Genomic DNA, 18496 nt, shown 5'->3' on the forward strand with positions numbered 1-18496 from the left:
CCGCTACTGCGCCGGCGCCCCGACCGTCACCGAGGTCGCTCCCGGCCCGGTTCCGTAGCGGCCGGCGCCGCCGCCGAGCTGCTCCTGCAGTGCGAGCACCGTGGTGATGCGGCCCGATTCCCGATCGACGTTGTCGACCGTCGAGAGGGTCGCCGAGACCCCTGCGTCGGCACGCGCGACGGCGATCGGGCCACTGCCCTCCGCTGCCGCCGGCGGCCCGACCAGCACCGCACCGGCGCCGCGGCCGTCCATCGCCGCCGCGAAGCGCGCGATCACGGCGCCACGATTGCCACTGGTGTTCTCGGGGTCACCGCTGCCGGTGAGGACGATCGCGAACTGTGCGGGCGCGACGTTGCCGTCGAAGTCGACGAAGCCTCCGCCCCGCAGCGCATCGAGGGCGAGGGCCCGTTCTTCGGGGGTGGTCTGTGGCTGCGCGGTCTGCGGATCGAGCAGCAGCACCGATCCCAGCAGGTCCCCGGCCAGGCTGCCCTGGTCGACGGCGCCGGTTCGCAGCTGGATCCCGGCGGGGATGACGTTCGTCACAGTAGTGCGCAGCTGGTCGCCGTTCACCGAATCCACGAACGACTTCGTGAGGGCGACGCGGCCGGTCACATTCCCGCCGGCCTGGCCGATCAACCGGTTGATTCCCTCGGCCTCACCCGGATCGGCATCGGGCGTGGTCACGACGACGACGGACCGTTGCGCGAGGGTGTCCCGCACGATGCGGTCGGACACCACGGAGTCGAATCCGTCCGCGGCGGTCAGTTGTTCGTTCAACTGGTTGTTGGTCGTGTTGAGGTCCTCGATCCGGCTCTGCAGATCGGCCTTGTCGTCGCGTAGGCCCGAGAGCATCCCGTTCGAGAGCAAACCCGAACCCAGCACCACACCGATGGCCAGTGCCAGGAAGATCGCCGCTATCGAGATGGCATGTTGACGCATCGAAATCACTTGAAGAGCCCCTGAACCCACAGCGCGAAGCTGTTCCACGTGTCGATCGCCCAGTCCATCGCGTCACCGCCGATGTTGGACACCACCAGAGCGACGATCACCGCGGTGAGCGCCGCCAGAACCAGCAGCGCTACTGCCGCGCCCGACACCCGGCTGCTGTACAGCGTCGAAACCGCCTTGGCGTCGACGAGTTTCGGCCCCACCTTCAGCCGCGTCATGAACGCGGCCGGGTTGGTGTCCCGGCGACCGCGGTCGAAGAACTCGTCGAGGGACACCGTGGTGCCGACCGTGACGATGAGGGACGCACCGTGATGATCGGCGAGTAACAGCGCCAGATCCGACGGCGACGCGGAGGCCGGAAACGTCATCGCGCCGATGCCGAGGTCCTGGATGCGCGAGAGTCCCTGCGCGTGGCCGTCCGGGTCGGCAGGTAGCACCACCTCCGCGCCGCACTTGAGCGTTTCGGCGGTGATGCCGTCGGGGTCGCCGACGATCAGATCGGGACGGTAGCCGGCCTTGGCCAACGAGTCGGCTCCTGCTCCGACGCCGATCAGGATCGGCGAGTACTCCTTGATGAACGGCTTGAGACTCTTGAGGTCGGCGAGGTGGTCGGGGCCGTCTGCGACCACCACCACATGCCGATCCTTCAGGTCCACATCGATGTCCGGCACGCCGACCCCGTCGATCAGCAAGGGGCTCTCGGAGCGGATGAACTCGATCGTGTTGCCGGAGAATGCTTCCAGGTGATCGACGAGACCGGTCTTCGCTTCGATCATCCGATCGGAGATCTCGGCCTCGACCTGTTCCTCGCCCTGGACCAGCAGGCGCTCGCCGGCGTAGACGGCGCCCTCGTGCAGTCGGATCTTGGAGCCGTCCTTGACGACCTTCATCAGGTCGGTGCCCGGTGCGTCGATCAGCGTGATGCCGTTCGCGACGAGGACCTCCGGGCCCAGATTCGGGTAGCGCCCGGAAATCGACATCGAGGCGTTGACGACAGCCAGGACGCCGGCCCCCACCAGCGCGTCCGCGGTGACGCGATCGAGGTCGATCTCGTCCAACACGACGATGTCGCCGTGCCCGACGCGGCGCAGCAGCTTGCCGGTGTCGCGGTCGACGCGGGCAATGCCACTGATTCCGGGCAGCGTTTCGGTCTTACGGGAGAGCAGCGCCGGCATCTTCATGCCGTCGATCATCACCCGTCACTCGGCGATCACACGGGAGGCGCGCCGTATCAAATACCACACCAGTCACACAATGCCAACTGAAAAGTCTGTTTCGACTCAGGCGAACGCGGCGCTGCGCTCCTGCCCCGCGATCGTCAACAGTTCCTCGGCGTGGGCGCGTCCGGTCTCGGTGTCGTCGAGGCCCGCCAACATGCGCGCCAGTTCCACGACACGCTCGTCCTCGGTGAGGGTGCGCACTCCGCTGTCGACTCCGCTCCGGACGTCGTCGGTCTTGTCGACCACCAGATGCGTGTCGGCGAAAGCCGCGACCTGTGGCAGGTGGGTCACGACGATCACCTGGTGGGTCCTCGCGAGACGGGCGAGCCGACGCCCGATCTCCACCGCAGCGCGCCCGCCGACGCCGGCGTCGACCTCGTCGAACACCATCGTCGCGCCGCGGTCCGAACCGGCGAGTACCACCTCGAGCGCCAACATCACCCGGGACAGCTCGCCGCCGGACGCGCTCTTGCTGATCGGTAGCGACTGCGCCCCGCTGTGCGCCGCGAGCCGGAACTCCACCTCGTCGACGCCGGACACTCCGGCATGCAGTTCCCGGCCGTCGACCAGCAGCGGGGCGGGATCCGCCGGTCCCGCCTCCCGGGCACGCACCGACACCTCGAGCGCGGCCCGCCCCATCGCCAGTCCCGCCAGTTCGTTGCTGACGGCCTTCGCGAGCTTCACGGCGGCCTTCGTCCGGGCGGCGGTGAGTTTGACAGCCGCCTCCGCGGTGGCGGCGGCGGTCTTCTCGACCCGCTCGGACAGTTCCGCCAGCGCATCGGCAGACACATCGATGCGGGCGAGCCGATCGCGCGCCGTCTCGGCCCATTCGAGCACGCCGTCGATGTCGGCTGCGTACTTCCGGGTGAGTGACTTGAGTTCCGCCTGACGGGTCAGCAACGTATCGAGAGCCCCGGGGTCGCTCGGCAGACCCGAGAGATAGCCGGACAGCTCGCCCGCGACATCGGCGACGACAGCCATCGCCTCGCCCAGTCGTGGCCCGAGTCCCGCCAGTGCGGGATCATCGGACGCCTCGATCCGCGACCGTGCCTCACCGAGCAGGTCGAGCGCGCCGGTGCCACCGTCCATGACGTCCTCGACTCCGGCGAGCGCTGCCTGCGCGCCCTCGGCTGCCGAGCGCAGCGAGTCGAGGTCGCCGAGACGGCGGACCTCGTCGACGATCTCCCGATCCTCGCCGGGAGTGGGCGCGATGCGGTCGATCTCTTCGAGCGCAAACGTCAGCTGATCGGCCTCCTGCGCGAGTTCGCGTGTGCGGCTGGTTCGTTCGAGCAGTTCGTTGCGCGCCTCCACCCACTCCGAGCGCAGCTTGCCGTAGCGCGCGAGTAGGGGGCCCACAGTCTTGTCCGCGAACCGATCGAGCGCTGCAAGTTGCTGATCCGGCCGCAGCAGGCGCAACTGGTCGTTCTGACCGTGCACGGTGAGCAGCGGGTCCGTGAACTCGGACAGCACGCCGGCCGGAATGCTGCGGCCACCGAGATGCGCCCGCGAACGCCCGTCGCCGCCGACGGTGCGGACCGCGATGATGCTGCCGTCCTCGTCCCGTTCGGCGCCGCACGATTCGAGCAGTCGGGTCACTTCACGGTCGATCTGCTGAGAGCTGCCGTCGACACTGAAGCGACCCTCGACCACCGCTCGGGCCGCCCCGACGCGTACCCGACCGGCATCGGCGCGGGCACCGCTGAGCAGATGGAGGCTCGTGACCACCATCGTCTTGCCGGCACCAGTCTCCCCGGTGAGCACGGTCAGCCCTTCGTGGAACTGGGCCGAGGCCGAGGAGATGGCCCCGAGGTTGTCGATCCGAATCTCCGAGAGCACAGCTACCGTTTCCTCCCTCGCCACCCGGTGACCGGTAGTTCGAACTTGCGCACCATCCGGTCTGCGAACGGCGCCGAATCGAGTCGCACCCAGCGAATGGGGTCCTTGCCCCGCACCACCTCGACACGTGCGCCCGCCGGAAGTTCCAGGGTTCGGCGTCCGTCGCAGAAGACCAAGCCGTCGTGGCTGTCGGCGACCGTCTCGACCGCGACGATCGACTCCGGACTCGTGACGAGGGGACGCGCGAACAGTGCGTGCGCATTGCTCGGGATCACCAGCAGCGCTTCGAGTTCGGGCCACACGATGGGTCCGCCGGCCGAGAACGCGTAGGCGGTGGACCCGGTGGGTGTAGCGATCAGCACCCCGTCGCACCCGAATGCCGAGACCGGACGGCCGTCGACCTCCAGTACGACTTCGAGAACGCCCAGACGCGAACGGTTCTCGATGCTTGCCTCGTTCAAGGCCCAGCCGCGCTGGACGATCCTGTCCTCGATCCGGACCAGGACGTCGAGCGTCATCCGATGCTCGATCCGATACTCGCGGCGGACCACCTGAGCCATCGCCGCCTCGAGGTGCTCGGCTTCCGCCTCGGCGAGGAACCCGATCCGGCCGAGATTGATACCGAGCACGGGCACATCCGCCGACTGAGCGAGTTCGGCGGCACGCAGGAAGCTGCCGTCGCCACCGAGGACGATGACCATCTCGCAATCCGCGGCGGCACCCGGCCCCTCCGGCACGACGGTGACGACAGGAACGTCCGGATCGTCGACGCCGTTCTCCACCCAGGAGAGGTCGACCTCGTTGTCCAGCAGGCGCAGCGCGATCCCCGCGTGCGCGCAGATTGCCGCAACCCTGCGGGCGGTATCGGTGATGTCGGGTCGCCCGGAGTGCGCCACCAGCAGTATCTGGCGGCCCGCCTCGCCGCGCGAGACCCCGTGCGTCACTGCGGACCTTCCTCGACTGCGCGACGAACCAGCGCCTCGACGTCCCGAATCTCGCCGCCCTCACCTTCCGGCGAGTCGGCGTCCGGGGTCGGGTCGCCCTTCCGGAGCCACAGGAAGTACTCGACGTTGCCCGACGGCCCGGGCAGCGGACTCGCCACCGCGCCGAGAGTCTGCAGCCCGAGCGCAGCCGCAGCTTCCGCGACCTCGAGGACCGCACCGACTCGCAGTTCGGGATCGCGCACCACGCCGCCGGCTCCGACCCGATCCTTGCCCACCTCGAACTGCGGCTTCACCATCGGGACGAGATCCGCGCCCTCGTTCACACACGCGACGAGTGCCGGGAGGACCAGTTTGAGGGAGATGAAAGAGAGATCGGAGACGACGAGATCGACCGGACCTCCGATCGTCTCGGCATCGATGGACCGGACGTTGGTGCGATCGTGGACGTGCACGCGGTCGTCGGTCTGGAGCTTCCACACGAGCTGGCCGTAACCCACATCCACCGCCACGACCTCACGAGCACCGTTGTGCAGCAGCACATCGGTGAACCCGCCGGTAGACGCACCGGCGTCGAGGCATCGACGCCCCTCGACCGCAAGTCCGTGTGGCATGAACGCCTCGAGCGCCCCGATCAGCTTGTGGGCACCGCGCGACGCCCAGGACACCTCCTCGGCCACCTCGGTCACGCGGAGCGGCGTACCCGCTTCGATCGCCGTGGCCGGCTTGGTCGCGACAGTTCCAGAGATGAGGACGCGGCCGGCGGCGATCAACTCCACCGCTTGCTCGCGGGAGCGCGCGAGACCGCGTCGCACCAGCTCCGCATCGACCCTTGCTCGACGTGCCACCTCAGACCTTGTCCACTGCTGCCAGGGACTCGACGAGTACATCGTGAGCCCGTTCGAGAATCTGTGCCTGCCGGGAAAGTTTGCTCGCTGCGTCCGTATCGGCGGCGGTACCGTCCAACCGCGCGAGCAACTCGTCTACCTGCGAGTGGATACCCGCCGGGTCGACACCGCTGCCCGTACCCGGGAGGTGCTGGCCTGGAAGTGGTACTGGCGTGCTCATCGATGCAAACCTAGCCCATCGGCCCGACAACGGACCACCTGCGATCCCGGCCGACAAGCCGTCACAATCCGCCGAGCAGGGCGGAGACCGCGGCACGTGCCGCGGCGTCGGCAGCCCTGATTCGAACGAACTCCGGATGGGCCCACGCCGCGGCGAGCACGGTGAGGAAGGCGCCGGCGGTCGTATGCCCAGCCCCGCCGTCGCCCGTATCGGCACTCCGCACGACGACGTCCCCTGCCTCGAAGTTCGCCTGCCAGCCAGGATGCGCCGTTACCGCCGACTCCTCCGCCGGCCGGTTCAGCGCCTCCAACGACGCAGCAACGTAGGTCGGTCGGTGCTCGACGTCGGCACGCAGGAGGTCCGCGGTGGTGCTCACGCCGGTGAGTACGAGCAACGACTCGACGTCGACGGCATTCGCCCCCGCGATGTCCGTGTCGAGTCGGTCACCGACGACCAGCGGCCGGCTTGCACGGGCCCTGTCGAGCGCGTCGTGCATGAGCGGCGCCGCCGGCTTCCCGGCCACGATCGGCTCCCGACCGGTCGCGGTACGCAGAGCCGCGACCATCGAGCCGTTGCCCAGGACGAGCCCGCGCTCGGTGGGAAGCGTGGAGTCGACGTTGGCCGCGATCCACAGCGCACCGGCCCGGATCGCAAGAGTCGCCTCCGCGAGAATCGCCCAGTCGGTCGCCGGGGAATGCCCCTGCACCACCGCGACGGGGGCGTCGACGAACCGCCGAACCGCGCGCAGCCCGACCTTCTCGACCTCGTCGCACAGTGCCTCGGTACCGACGACCAACACCGCCGAACCCGTATCCAGATGCTCCGCCAGCAGCCGCGCAGCGGATTGTGAGCTGGTCACAACGTCGTCGTCGGCAGCGTCGAAGCCGAGCTCGCGCAGGTGTTCCGCCACGTCGGCAGGGCTTCGGCTGGCGTTGTTCGTCACGTAGAGCTGCCGCTCGTTGCCCGCTTCGAGCGCCTCCCGGGCACCGGGGATCACCTCGCGGCCCTGGTAGACCGTGCCGTCGAGGTCGAGCAGGAGGACATCATGACCGGCGCGAAGCGACGGGCGATTCGTCGCACCCTCCGCAGACGTCACTGACCTTCTCCGGTCAGTTCGGCCACACGCTCCTCTGCATCGGTTTCACCGTCGAGGTCGGCCGCAGCCGCGTTCAGGAACCACTTGAGACCGTCGGGGATTCGTCCGGCTGCGACGAGCGCGTCCGCATACGCGTAGAACAATCGAGCCGCAGCCGACCCGGAACGCGACGCGTCGAGATCGGCGGTCTGCAGCGTCACGACGGCCTGGTCGTACTGACCGAGGTCCATGCGCGCGCCCGCGACGACCATGCGAAGCTCGCTGGCGTCCTCGCCCGTGAGCGCACGCGCTTCGTCACTTCGGCCGAGTTCGATCGCCCGCTCGGGACGACCGAGGCCACGCTCGCAATCTGCCATGACGGCGAGGAAGCCCGGCCCACCCGACATGCGCCGGGCAGCTCGCAGCTCGGACAACGCCTCGGCCCACTCGCCCGCGTGGTAGGCGGTGATACCTGCGGTCTCACGGACGACGGCGATTCGGCCGGCGCGCTGACGTGCCGCGCGGGCGTGAGCAAGCGCGAGACGTGGGTCGTCTTCGATCAACCGACTAGCCATCACGAGGTGACGGGCGACGGCGTTCGCGTTGTTCTTATCGAGACTCAGCAGATCGCGGCGCACGGCCGGATCGAGCTCCGACGCTTCCACCTCGTCCGGGATGTCCGGCTCGTCGGGACGCGCGTCACGACGCTGTTGACCGACTGCCTCGCGACCGCGTGCCGGCCCGAAGCCACCTTCCCCACCACGACGACGTGGACCGCCACCGGATCGACGATCGTCGCCGCGTCCCTGGAAGGAGCGCCGGTCATCGGACCGGCGCTCGCCGCGGTCGTCGCGTCGGTCGTCGCGACCCCGGTATCCACCTCGCTCTTCGCGACCCTGGCTTCCACGGCGATCGTCGGACCGGTCGTTACGGCGATCGTCGCGATCGCGCCACTGACCTGAACCCCGACCCGGACGGCCGGCGCGATCCTGTCCACTCGGGGGAGACTGACGGCGATCTTCCCGATCACCGCGTCGATCCGACGGTCGACCGTCGCGTTGTCCTTCGGAACGGTGGGGGCCGTCTCCGCGGAAGTTCCGACGATCACCACTGCTTTCCGACACAGCCATTCCTTTCATACAAAACACGAAAGGGGACCCAGTGTGTTGGGTCCCCTTTCGGTAACGGATGTTCGGCGGTGTCCTACTCTCCCACACCCTGTCGAGTGCAGTACCATCGGCGCTGGAGGGCTTAGCTTCCGGGTTCGGAATGGGACCGGGCGTTTCCCCTCCGCTATGGCCGCCGTAACTCTATGAAACTGTCACACATTCAACACCCCTACCCGAACCCATCCCCGGGGTCCGAAGACCCGAAAGATGGTGGGGGTGAATGGTATCTGTGTGTTGTTTCAGATACCGCACAGTGGACGCGTAGCTTCTTTGTGGTAAGTCCTCGGCCTATTAGTACCAGTCACCTCCACACATTACTGTGCTTCCAGTTCTGGCCTATCAACCCGGTGGTCTGCCGGGGGCCTTACCCCCTCGAGGGGGTGAGAAACCTCATCTTGGAACAGGCTTCCCGCTTAGATGCTTTCAGCGGTTATCCCTTCCGAACGTAGCTAACCAGCAGTGCTCCTGGCGGAACAACTGGCACACCAGAGGTTCGTCCGTCCCGGTCCTCTCGTACTAGGGACAGCCTTCCTCAAGTTTCTAACGCGCGCGGCGGATAGAGACCGAACTGTCTCACGACGTTCTAAACCCAGCTCGCGTGCCGCTTTAATGGGCGAACAGCCCAACCCTTGGGACCTACTCCAGCCCCAGGATGCGACGAGCCGACATCGAGGTGCCAAACCATCCCGTCGATATGGACTCTTGGGGAAGATCAGCCTGTTATCCCCGGGGTACCTTTTATCCGTTGAGCGACACCGCTTCCACTTGCCGGTGCCGGATCACTAGTCCCGACTTTCGTCCCTGCTCGACCTGTCAGTCTCACAGTCAAGCTCCCTTGTGCACTTGCACTCGACACCTGATTGCCAACCAGGCTGAGGGAACCTTTGGGCGCCTCCGTTACATTTTGGGAGGCAACCGCCCCAGTTAAACTACCCACCAGGCACTGTCCCTGAACCAGATCATGGTCCGAGGTTAGATGTCCAATACGATCAGAGTGGTATTTCAACAACGACTCCACGAACACTGGCGTGCCCGCTTCACAGTCTCCCACCTATCCTACACAAACCGAACCGAACACCAATACCAAGCTATAGTGAAGGTCCCGGGGTCTTTTCGTCCTGCCGCGCGTAACGAGCATCTTTACTCGTAATGCAATTTCGCCGAGTCTGTGGTTGAGACAGCAGAGAAGTCGTTACGCCATTCGTGCAGGTCGGAACTTACCCGACAAGGAATTTCGCTACCTTAGGATGGTTATAGTTACCACCGCCGTTTACTGGGGCTTAAATTCTCAGCTTCGCCATTACTGGCTAACCGGTCCTCTTAACCTTCCAGCACCGGGCAGGCGTCAGTCCGTATACATCGTCTTACGACTTCGCACGGACCTGTGTTTTTAGTAAACAGTCGCTTCTCTCTGGTCTCTGCGGCCCCACCCAGCTCAGGAAGCAAGTTCCGTCACCAGACGAGGCCCCCCTTCTCCCGAAGTTACGGGGGCATTTTGCCGAGTTCCTTAACCACAGTTATCTCGATCGCCTTAGTATTCTCTACCTGACCACCTGTGTCGGTTTGGGGTACGGGCCGTGTGAAAGCTCGCTAGAGGCTTTTCTCGGCAGCATAGGATCACTGAATTCGCCTCAATCGGCTACGCATCACGTCTCAGGCTGTATGTGACCCGGATTTGCCTAGGTCACGCCCTACACGCTTACACCAGTATTACCACTGACTGGCTCAGCTACCTTCCTGCGTCACCCCATCGCTTGGCTACTACCAGATCGGTTCACGCGCATCCACACACCGGAGAACCCGAAGGTTCGAAGGCGGCTTCAGGGCGCTTAGCATCACTGATTCACCAGGGGCGCGTTCACACGGGTACGGGAATATCAACCCGTTGTCCATCGACTACGCCTGTCGGCCTCGCCTTAGGTCCCGACTCACCCTGGGCGGATTAACCTGGCCCAGGAACCCTTGGTCATTCGGCGGACGAGTTTCTCACTCGTCTTTCGCTACTCATGCCTGCATTCTCACTCGTGCAGCCTCCACACCTGGATCACTCCGGCGCTTCCATGGCTGCACGACGCTCCCCTACCCATCCACACCACTGCACACAGGCCCGTAGACCCGCATGGGTGTTATGTGAATGCCGCGGCTTCGGCGGTGTACTTGAGCCCCGCTACATTGTCGGCGCAGGATCACTTGACCAGTGAGCTATTACGCACTCTTTCAAGGGTGGCTGCTTCTAAGCCAACCTCCTGGTTGTCTTCGCGACCCCACATCCTTTTCCACTTAGTACACGCTTAGGGGCCTTAGCCGGCGATCTGGGCTGTTTCCCTCTCGACTACGAAGCTTATCCCCCGCAGTCTCACTGCCGCGCTCTCACACTCTGGCATTCGGAGTTTGGCTGACGTCAGTAACCTTGTGGGGCCCATCGGCCATCCAGTAGCTCTACCTCCAGAGTGAAACACGCGACGCTGCACCTAAATGCATTTCGGGGAGAACCAGCTATCACGGAGTTTGATTGGCCTTTCACCCCTACCCACAGCTCATCCCCTCAGTTTTCAACCTAAGTGGGTTCGGGCCTCCACGACGTCTTACCGTCGCTTCACCCTGGCCATGGGTAGATCACTCCGCTTCGGGTCTAGAACATGCCACTACAAACGCCCTATTCGGACTCGCTTTCGCTACGGCTACCCCACACGGGTTAACCTCGCGACATGCCGCTAACTCGCAGGCTCATTCTTCAAAAGGCACGCCATCACCCACCCACCGAAGTGGCGCAGGCTCTGACGGATTGTAAGCGCACGGTTTCAGGTACTATTTCACTCCCCTCCCGGGGTACTTTTCACCTTTCCCTCACGGTACTAGTCCGCTATCGGTCACCAGGGAGTATTCAGGCTTATCGGGTGGTCCCGACAGATTCACAGCAGATTTCACGGGCCCGCTGCTACTCGGGTGTCCGTCACGACAGTCACCATGTTTTCGTCTACGGGACTCTCACCCTCTACGACAGGCCGTTCCAGACCACTTCGACTAACACGATGATTTCTCACTGTCGGCCAATCCGGCAGAATTGACAAGACGGATCCCACAACCCCACGAATGCAACGCCCGCCGGCTATCACACACCCATGGTTTAGCCTCTTCCGCTTTCGCTCGCCACTACTCACGGAATCACATGTTGTTTTCTCTTCCTGTGGGTACTGAGATGTTTCACTTCCCCACGTTCCCTCCACACGCCCTATATATTCAGGCGCGGGTAACCACACATCACTGTGGCTGGGTTTCCCCATTCGGACATCCTCGGATCTCAGCTCGGTTGACAGCTCCCCGAGGCTTATCGCAGCCTCCTACGTCCTTCATCGGCTCCTGGTGCCAAGGCATCCACCGTACGCTCTTAAACACTTACAACAAAGATGCTCGCGTCCACTGTGCAGTTCTCAAACAACACACAAACGGAAAACCAGTGCAGACACCGGACCAACCAGAACCGAAGTTCCCGCTGCGGTATGACCTGCGTTTCCCGCTCGTCGTTTCTTCCTTGAAAGATCACTCACGTGTTCTCTCAGGACCCAACAGTATGCCGATATAACTCTCTTCCCACCAGCACTCGGGCCGGCAGCAGTGAAGAAGAATACGTGTCAGTGTTCCACCCATGAGCAACCGCAGTCCCACGATTGGGGACTAAACGGCCTCTGCCAGCAAGAAGACAACCTCTGTTGCCCCTCGACTGGAGAACGCTCCTTAGAAAGGAGGTGATCCAGCCGCACCTTCCGGTACGGCTACCTTGTTACGACTTCGTCCCAATCGCCGATCCCACCTTCGACGGCTCCCTCCACAAGGGTTAGGCCACCGGCTTCGGGTGTTACCGACTTTCATGACGTGACGGGCGGTGTGTACAAGGCCCGGGAACGTATTCACCGCAGCGTTGCTGATCTGCGATTACTAGCGACTCCGACTTCACGGGGTCGAGTTGCAGACCCCGATCCGAACTGAGACCGGCTTTAAGGGATTCGCTCCACCTCACGGTATCGCAGCCCTCTGTACCGGCCATTGTAGCATGTGTGAAGCCCTGGACATAAGGGGCATGATGACTTGACGTCGTCCCCACCTTCCTCCGAGTTGACCCCGGCAGTCTCCTGCGAGTCCCCGCCATTACGCGCTGGCAACACAGGACAAGGGTTGCGCTCGTTGCGGGACTTAACCCAACATCTCACGACACGAGCTGACGACAGCCATGCACCACCTGTATACCGACCACAAGGGGGGCCGTATCTCTACGGCTTTCCGGTATATGTCAAACCCAGGTAAGGTTCTTCGCGTTGCATCGAATTAATCCACATGCTCCGCCGCTTGTGCGGGCCCCCGTCAATTCCTTTGAGTTTTAGCCTTGCGGCCGTACTCCCCAGGCGGGGCGCTTAATGCGTTAGCTACGGCACGGATCCCGTGGAAGGAAACCCACACCTAGCGCCCACCGTTTACGGCGTGGACTACCAGGGTATCTAATCCTGTTCGCTACCCACGCTTTCGCTCCTCAGCGTCAGTTACTGCCCAGAGACCCGCCTTCGCCACCGGTGTTCCTCCTGATATCTGCGCATTTCACCGCTACACCAGGAATTCCAGTCTCCCCTGCAGTACTCAAGTCTGCCCGTATCGCCCGCAAGCTTGGGGTTGAGCCCCAAGTTTTCACGGACGACGCGACAAACCGCCTACGAGCTCTTTACGCCCAGTAATTCCGGACAACGCTCGCACCCTACGTATTACCGCGGCTGCTGGCACGTAGTTGGCCGGTGCTTCTTCTGCAGGTACCGTCACTCTCGCTTCGTCCCTGCTGAAAGAGGTTTACAACCCGAAGGCCGTCATCCCTCACGCGGCGTCGCTGCATCAGGCTTTCGCCCATTGTGCAATATTCCCCACTGCTGCCTCCCGTAGGAGTCTGGGCCGTGTCTCAGTCCCAGTGTGGCCGGTCGCCCTCTCAGGCCGGCTACCCGTCGTCGCCTTGGTAGGCCATTACCCCACCAACAAGCTGATAGGCCGCGGGCCCATCCTGCACCAGTAAACCTTTCCAACCCCCGCCATGCGACAGGAGCTCATATCCGGTATTAGACCCAGTTTCCCAGGCTTATCCCAGAGTGCAGGGCAGATCACCCACGTGTTACTCACCCGTTCGCCACTCGTGTACCCCCGAAGGGGCCTTACCGTTCGACTTGCATGTGTTAAGCACGCCGCCAGCGTTCGTCCTGAGCCAGGATCAAACTCTCCGTTGAAGACTCAAGATTGGCCGGCAAAACCGGCAATCAGTCATAGACATCGAGTCAAATCACTAGCAAAATAAACTCAAACTAGCTGTTTGCGCTGACCATCCCAGACGGAAGAATGAGACAATCAGCAAATACCCACCACAAAAAGTGATGGAGTACCAAAAATTGGCACTGACATTCATCGACACACTGTTGAGTTCTCAAAGAACACGCACACACCATCACTCGAAACACACAGTTTCTCGTTCCGGGGCAACCGTTCCAGCTTAGCCCACCCGGGAGTCGAGTGCAAACTCGCTTCCCTTCCGGGCCACCCGGACGCGGTACAACCACCCTACACACGGCAGGATCATCAACCAACTTCCGGGAATATCAGGCGCTCCCCGTACAACCTCGTTTTCCCTCGCTGACCAGTGAAGATCGCGTCCGGGTCGGTGTCCGTGTCGCTCTGACTCGCAATAAGTTACGGGTCGGTTAGTGGATCTGCCAAATCGCCAGGTCAGAGCGCGATCATGGATCCGGCAAACCGCGAAGCCGCTGGTAGAACGATCGGGACGGGGGCAATCCCCGCCCCGATCGACTCACACTCTCTCAGGTGACGCCGAACACGTCAGCCGGCGATCACCTTGATGCCGGCAAAGTTCTTGCGTCCACGACGGATCACGAGCCACCGGCCGTGCAGCAGGTCCGACGACTCGGGCGTCCAGTCGTCGGACTCCACGCGCTGATTGTTGACGTAGGCGCCACCCTCCTTCACCGCACGACGTGCGGCGCCCTTGCTCTCGCTCAGTCCGCTCGCCACGAGCAGGTCGACGATCGTGCGCGGGGCATCACCGGCGACCTCGGCGATCGATGCTTCCTTCAACGCGGCGGCGAGGGTCGACTCGTCCAGATCGGTCAGCTCGGCACGACCGAACAGTGCCTTGCTCGCCAGTTCGACCGCATCGGTGTTGGCCTGACCGTGGACCAGGGTCGTCATCTCGGCCGCGAGCCGGCGCTGCGCCTCGCGTGCCTGCGGGCGTTCGGCCGTCGCGACCTCGAGCTCGGCCAGCTCCTCCTGGGTGAGGAAGGTGAACCACCGCAGGTACTTCACGACATCGGCGTCGCCGGTGTTCACGAAGTACTGGTACCAGGCGTACGGGCTGGTCATCTCCGGGTCGAGCCACAGGCTGCCGCCACCGGTGGACTTGCCGAACTTCTTGCCGTCGGCGGAGGTCACGAGTGGCACCGTCATGGCGTGGACCGACTCGCCGTCGAGCTTCCGGTTCAGGTCGACGCCGGCGATGATGTTGCCCCACTGGTCGGAGCCTCCGACCTGCAGGGTGCAGCCGTAGTTGCGGCGCAGGTGCACGAAGTCGTTGGCCTGCAACAACATGTAGCTGAACTCCGTGTAGGAGATGCCGTCGGTTTCGAGTCGGCGCTTGACGGTGTCACGGGCCAGCATGACGTTCACCGAGAAGTGCTTGCCGATGTCGCGCAGAAAGTCGATCGCGGTGAGCTTCGACGTCCAGTTCGCGTTGTTCTCGATGACGGCGCCGGTGGGCGATTCGTCGAAGTCGACGAATCGCTCGAGCTGCGAGCGGATGCGGTCGGCCCAGTCCGCGACGGTGTCCGCGGTGTTCATGACCCGCTCGCCGACGTCGCGCGGATCACCGATCATGCCGGTGGCGCCGCCGGCCAGCACGATCGGGCGGTGGCCGGCCCGCTGGAAGCGCTTGAGTGCCAGCAGTGGCACCAGGTGTCCGGCGTGCAGACTCGGCCCGGTCGGATCGAAGCCGGCATACAACGTGACTGGACCGGCCTCGGTCTCGCGACGCAGTGCGTCCAGATCGGTCGACTGGGCGATGAGCCCCCGCCAGGTCAGTTCGTCAAGGATGTTCTCAGTCACGACCCGATCATCCCACCGTCAGGTCGGGGCGGGTGCGCGCGGGCTGCGGCGATAGGACGAGACGGCGGGAGAACCGGGTATCCACAGCCGCCACGGCCAGTCCGGAGCCACCGAGATCCCCACGCGCGGACCGCTGTTCCAGACGTCCGTCGCGCACAGCTCCAGACTCACCCCCGACTCCTCGCCGAACAGGTCGAGGCCGTCGTCGTCGAGCGTCAACCCCAACGCCGCGCCCAGGTTTCCGGGACCGCGTGCCGCGTCGACGGGACGTCGGACGGCGGGACGCCGCGAGGCCACCAGCTCGTGCCCTTCGACGACTTCCGCGGCCCGCAGCAGCACTCCCCCGGCCACGCCGTCCGGTCCGTACGTGACGTTGGCGCAGAAGTGCATGCCGTAGCTGCGATAGACGTAGAGGTGTCCGGGCGGGCCGAACATGACCGAATTCCGGGGAGTCGGCCCGCGGAAGGAGTGTGCCGCCGGATCGGGCCACGGCCCCGACGGATCCCCGCCGTACGCCTCGACCTCCACGATCCGTGCCTGCACTGCACCGACAGTCAGCAGCCCGCCGAGTACCGCGCGCGCGGCGGCGAGCGGATCCTCGGCGTCGCGAAGGACGGCCCGGCCGGAGGAAGTCACGGTCACGATTGTGCACGGATACGCATTCGGTGCACGGCAACGGTTGACCGGCCGGCGGGAGCGGGCAGAGAATTCATCGGGCGATGAGTTCATCACTCGATGAATCGAGGTCGGTATGACCGCACCATCCGAGCACTCCGCCGATCCGCCGGCGTCGTCCGCCGTCGTGATCCAGGGCTTGAACGTGACGCGTGGAGGTGCCCCCGCGCTGCGGGATGTCGACCTGTCGATCCCCCGCGGCTCGATCACCGGACTGTTGGGACCGTCGGGCTGCGGAAAGACCACCCTCATGCGGTGCGTCGTCGGGACCCAGATCATCGAGTCCGGCACGGTGACCGTGCTCGGTCGGCCGGCGGGCTCGACGCCGCTGCGCCACCGGGTCGGGTATGTGACGCAGGAGCCCAGCGTCTATCTCGACATCTCCATTCGGGACAACGTGCGGTACTTCGCCTCGCTCTACGGACGCGGGCACGACGCGGTGGAGGACACGATCGAGGCGGTCGGTCTGAGTACGCACGCCGATCACGCTGCCGGGGACCTGTCCGGCGGCCAACTCGGCCGGGTGTCGCTGGCGTGCGCACTGGTGGGGCGGCCCGACGTACTGGTCCTGGACGAACCGACGGTCGGCCTGGATCCGGTGTTGCGCGCGGAGTTGTGGGATCACTTCGCGGACCTGGCGGCGTCGGGGGCGACGCTGCTGGTGTCGAGTCATGTGATGGACGAGGCGGACCACTGTGAGAGCCTGCTACTTCTCCGCGAAGGTCGGCTGCTCGCCCACGTATCGCCCGACGAGCTGCGCCGACGAACCGGCAAGTCGAATCTGGAAGAGGCTTTCCTCGTCCTCATCCGGGACCAGCAGGTCGGAGTCCAGCCGTGATCGTCAATCCACGTATCTATGCCGCGAGCACCGTTCGCATCCTCCGCCAACTCCGCACGGACCGGCGCACGGTCGCGATGATCCTGTTCGTGCCGTCGCTGATCATGGTGTTGCTGTACTTCCTCTATCAGAACGTCCCGACTCCGCCCGGTCAGACTCCACTGTTCGACCGCATCGCGATCACGATGCTCGGCATCATCCCCTTCATAGTGATGTTCCTGGTGACGTCGATCGCGATGCAGCGCGAGCGCAGCTCCGGAACGCTGGAGCGGTTGCTGACCACTCCCCTGTCGAAGCTCGACCTCCTGGCCGGCTACGGGACCGCCTTCTCGATCGCCGCGGCGGCACAGGCCGCGCTGGCGTGCGGAGTGGCGTTCTGGTTCCTGAGCCTGACCACGCAGGGCAACGCGTTCTGGGTGATCCTCATCGCCGTGCTCAACGCGGTCCTCGGCGTCGCCCTCGGCCTGTTGTGCAGCGCATTCGCGCGCACCGAGTTCCAGGCCGTGCAGTTCATGCCGGTGATCGTCATCCCACAGCTGCTGTTGTGCGGCTTGCTGGTGCCGCGCAACCAGTTGCCGCAGTGGCTCGAGTGGATGAGCAACGTGCTCCCGCTCAGCTACGCGGTCGAGGCACTGCAACAGGTGGCGACCCATCCGGGAACGACCGCGCTGATGTGGCGCGACCTGGGCATCGTCGCGTCGTTCGTCGTGGTCGCGCTGGGTCTCGGCGCCGCGACGCTACGTCGACGCACGCCATGACGGTGGACCCCGCGGTGCCCCCGACCCGGCCCGGGCGTCGCCCCGGCCCGTCGACCACACGCGACCGGATCCTGAGCGCGGCGCGGGAGCGTTTCGCCGACGACGGGTTCGACCACACGACGATCCGAGCGATCGCAGCCGATGCCGGTGTCGACTCGGCGCTGGTACACCACTACTTCGGAACGAAGCAGCAGTTGCTCGTCGAAGCCGTGGCCCTACCGATGGACCCGGCGTCGATCGCCGGCTCGTTCGAAGCCGTGCCGGTGCACGAACTCGGTGAGGCGCTCGCCCGCACGGTGATCGGTATCTGGGATTCGCCGCACCAACCGGCGGTGGTCGCGGCGGTACGGTCAGCGCTCACGGGCGGCCGCGAACGACTGCTCCGCAGCTTCCTGCTGGAAGTCGCACTCCGCGACGTCGTGCCGCGGGTCGACTCACCGCCGGGAACCGGTGAACTTCGCGTGGCGCTCGTCGCGTCGCAGATGGCGGGGTTGTTCCTCACCCGCCACCTCCTCGACGTCGGCGCGCTCGCCGATCTGTCGACCGACGAGGCCGCCCGACTGGTGGCACCGACGCTGCAGGCCTATCTCACGGGCCCGCTCGACGCTGCGGTCAGGACTCGGCCGCCGCGCCCCGGGCGACGAAATCCTCGTGCTCGGCATCGGTGACGTCGCGCGCCTCGTCGATCAGCAGAACGGGAATGCCGTTCTCGATCGGGTACGCGCGGCGCAGGCGCGGGTTGTAGAGCACCTCGTCACCGACCAACAGCAACGGCCCCTTGTCCTGCGGGCACGCCAGAATGCTGAGCAGGGTGGGATCAATAGCCAC

General features: G+C 64.8%; 14 protein-coding genes and 3 rRNA genes. 3 read left to right on the plus strand and 14 right to left on the minus strand.

The window, feature by feature from the left end; all coding sequences use genetic code 11:
* Nucleotides 1–3: 3 nt before the first annotated feature.
* The 13 genes from C7H75_RS13230 to C7H75_RS13290 all read right to left on the minus strand — a co-directional run bounded on the left by C7H75_RS13230 (nucleotide 4) and on the right by C7H75_RS13290 (nucleotide 16039).
* Nucleotides 4–948, minus strand: a complete 945-nt coding sequence (locus C7H75_RS13230) for a copper transporter (protein ID WP_013416128.1) — start codon at nucleotides 946–948, stop codon at nucleotides 4–6.
* Nucleotides 945–2129 carry a putative cytokinetic ring protein SteA gene (steA, locus tag C7H75_RS13235; RefSeq protein ID WP_013416129.1) on the minus strand — a complete coding sequence of 395 codons (1185 nt, stop codon included), beginning with the start codon at nucleotides 2127–2129 and terminating at the stop codon, nucleotides 945–947. Before steA ends, C7H75_RS13230 begins: the two co-directional genes overlap by 4 nt.
* A 99-nt stretch (nucleotides 2130–2228) precedes the next feature.
* Complete coding sequence (gene recN / locus C7H75_RS13240; RefSeq protein WP_106851447.1) at nucleotides 2229–4004, minus strand: DNA repair protein RecN; 1776 nt, start codon at nucleotides 4002–4004, stop codon at nucleotides 2229–2231.
* Between the two features lie 2 nt (nucleotides 4005–4006).
* Nucleotides 4007–4948 carry an NAD kinase gene (locus tag C7H75_RS13245; protein WP_005512969.1) on the minus strand — a complete coding sequence of 314 codons (942 nt, stop codon included), beginning with the start codon at nucleotides 4946–4948 and terminating at the stop codon, nucleotides 4007–4009.
* Nucleotides 4945–5793, minus strand: coding sequence for a TlyA family RNA methyltransferase (locus tag C7H75_RS13250; protein ID WP_069854813.1), 849 nt, complete (start codon nucleotides 5791–5793; stop codon nucleotides 4945–4947). The genes C7H75_RS13245 and C7H75_RS13250 overlap by 4 nt, the downstream gene beginning before the upstream one ends.
* A 1-nt stretch (nucleotide 5794) precedes the next feature.
* Nucleotides 5795–6013, minus strand: coding sequence for a hypothetical protein (locus C7H75_RS13255; RefSeq protein ID WP_081121627.1), 219 nt, complete (start codon nucleotides 6011–6013; stop codon nucleotides 5795–5797).
* Nucleotides 6014–6074: 61 nt separating this feature from the next.
* A complete protein-coding gene (locus tag C7H75_RS13260; RefSeq protein ID WP_106851448.1) occupies nucleotides 6075–7109 on the minus strand; it encodes an HAD-IIA family hydrolase in 1035 nt (344 codons plus the stop codon).
* The gene (locus C7H75_RS13265) at nucleotides 7106–8218 is read right to left on the minus strand and encodes a tetratricopeptide repeat protein (protein WP_084923099.1); all 1113 of its coding nucleotides are present in this window, start codon (nucleotides 8216–8218) and stop codon (nucleotides 7106–7108) included. Before C7H75_RS13265 ends, C7H75_RS13260 begins: the two co-directional genes overlap by 4 nt.
* Nucleotides 8219–8278: 60 nt before the next feature.
* Nucleotides 8279–8395 (minus strand): 5S ribosomal RNA (rrf, locus tag C7H75_RS13270).
* 133 nt (nucleotides 8396–8528) lie between these two features.
* Nucleotides 8529–11659: ribosomal RNA gene (locus tag C7H75_RS13275) — 23S ribosomal RNA — on the minus strand.
* A gap of 337 nt (nucleotides 11660–11996) precedes the next feature.
* A 16S ribosomal RNA gene (locus tag C7H75_RS13280) occupies nucleotides 11997–13515 on the minus strand.
* The 16S, 23S and 5S rRNA genes sit together here, the layout of an rRNA operon.
* A gap of 604 nt (nucleotides 13516–14119) precedes the next feature.
* Nucleotides 14120–15397: a tyrosine--tRNA ligase gene (tyrS, locus tag C7H75_RS13285; RefSeq protein WP_013416135.1), complete on the minus strand. Its 1278-nt coding sequence runs from the start codon at nucleotides 15395–15397 to the stop codon at nucleotides 14120–14122.
* Nucleotides 15398–15415: 18 nt separating this feature from the next.
* Nucleotides 15416–16039 (minus strand): DNA-3-methyladenine glycosylase, encoded by a 624-nt coding sequence (locus tag C7H75_RS13290; protein ID WP_106851450.1) that lies wholly within the window; start codon nucleotides 16037–16039, stop codon nucleotides 15416–15418.
* A gap of 109 nt (nucleotides 16040–16148) precedes the next feature.
* Between C7H75_RS13290 and C7H75_RS13295 the strand changes: the two genes are divergently transcribed.
* From C7H75_RS13295 to C7H75_RS13305, 3 genes are read left to right on the plus strand one after another with little or no spacing between them, the layout of a single operon-like run.
* Nucleotides 16149–16910 carry an ABC transporter ATP-binding protein gene (locus C7H75_RS13295; protein ID WP_005512961.1) on the plus strand — a complete coding sequence of 254 codons (762 nt, stop codon included), beginning with the start codon at nucleotides 16149–16151 and terminating at the stop codon, nucleotides 16908–16910.
* Nucleotides 16907–17668, plus strand: coding sequence for an ABC transporter permease (locus C7H75_RS13300; protein ID WP_106851451.1), 762 nt, complete (start codon nucleotides 16907–16909; stop codon nucleotides 17666–17668). The genes C7H75_RS13295 and C7H75_RS13300 overlap by 4 nt, the downstream gene beginning before the upstream one ends.
* Nucleotides 17665–18336 (plus strand): TetR/AcrR family transcriptional regulator, encoded by a 672-nt coding sequence (locus C7H75_RS13305; RefSeq protein WP_106851452.1) that lies wholly within the window; start codon nucleotides 17665–17667, stop codon nucleotides 18334–18336. Before C7H75_RS13300 ends, C7H75_RS13305 begins: the two co-directional genes overlap by 4 nt.
* Here C7H75_RS13305 and C7H75_RS13310 read toward each other — a convergent pair.
* The gene (locus C7H75_RS13310) at nucleotides 18281–18496 is read right to left on the minus strand and encodes a Trm112 family protein (protein ID WP_081188566.1); all 216 of its coding nucleotides are present in this window, start codon (nucleotides 18494–18496) and stop codon (nucleotides 18281–18283) included. The two genes, C7H75_RS13305 and C7H75_RS13310, sit on opposite strands and share 56 nt — an antisense overlap.

The organism is Rhodococcus (subgen. Prescottella) equi (assembly GCF_003013675.1).
Classification (GTDB): Bacteria; Actinomycetota; Actinomycetes; order Mycobacteriales; family Mycobacteriaceae; genus Prescottella; species Prescottella equi.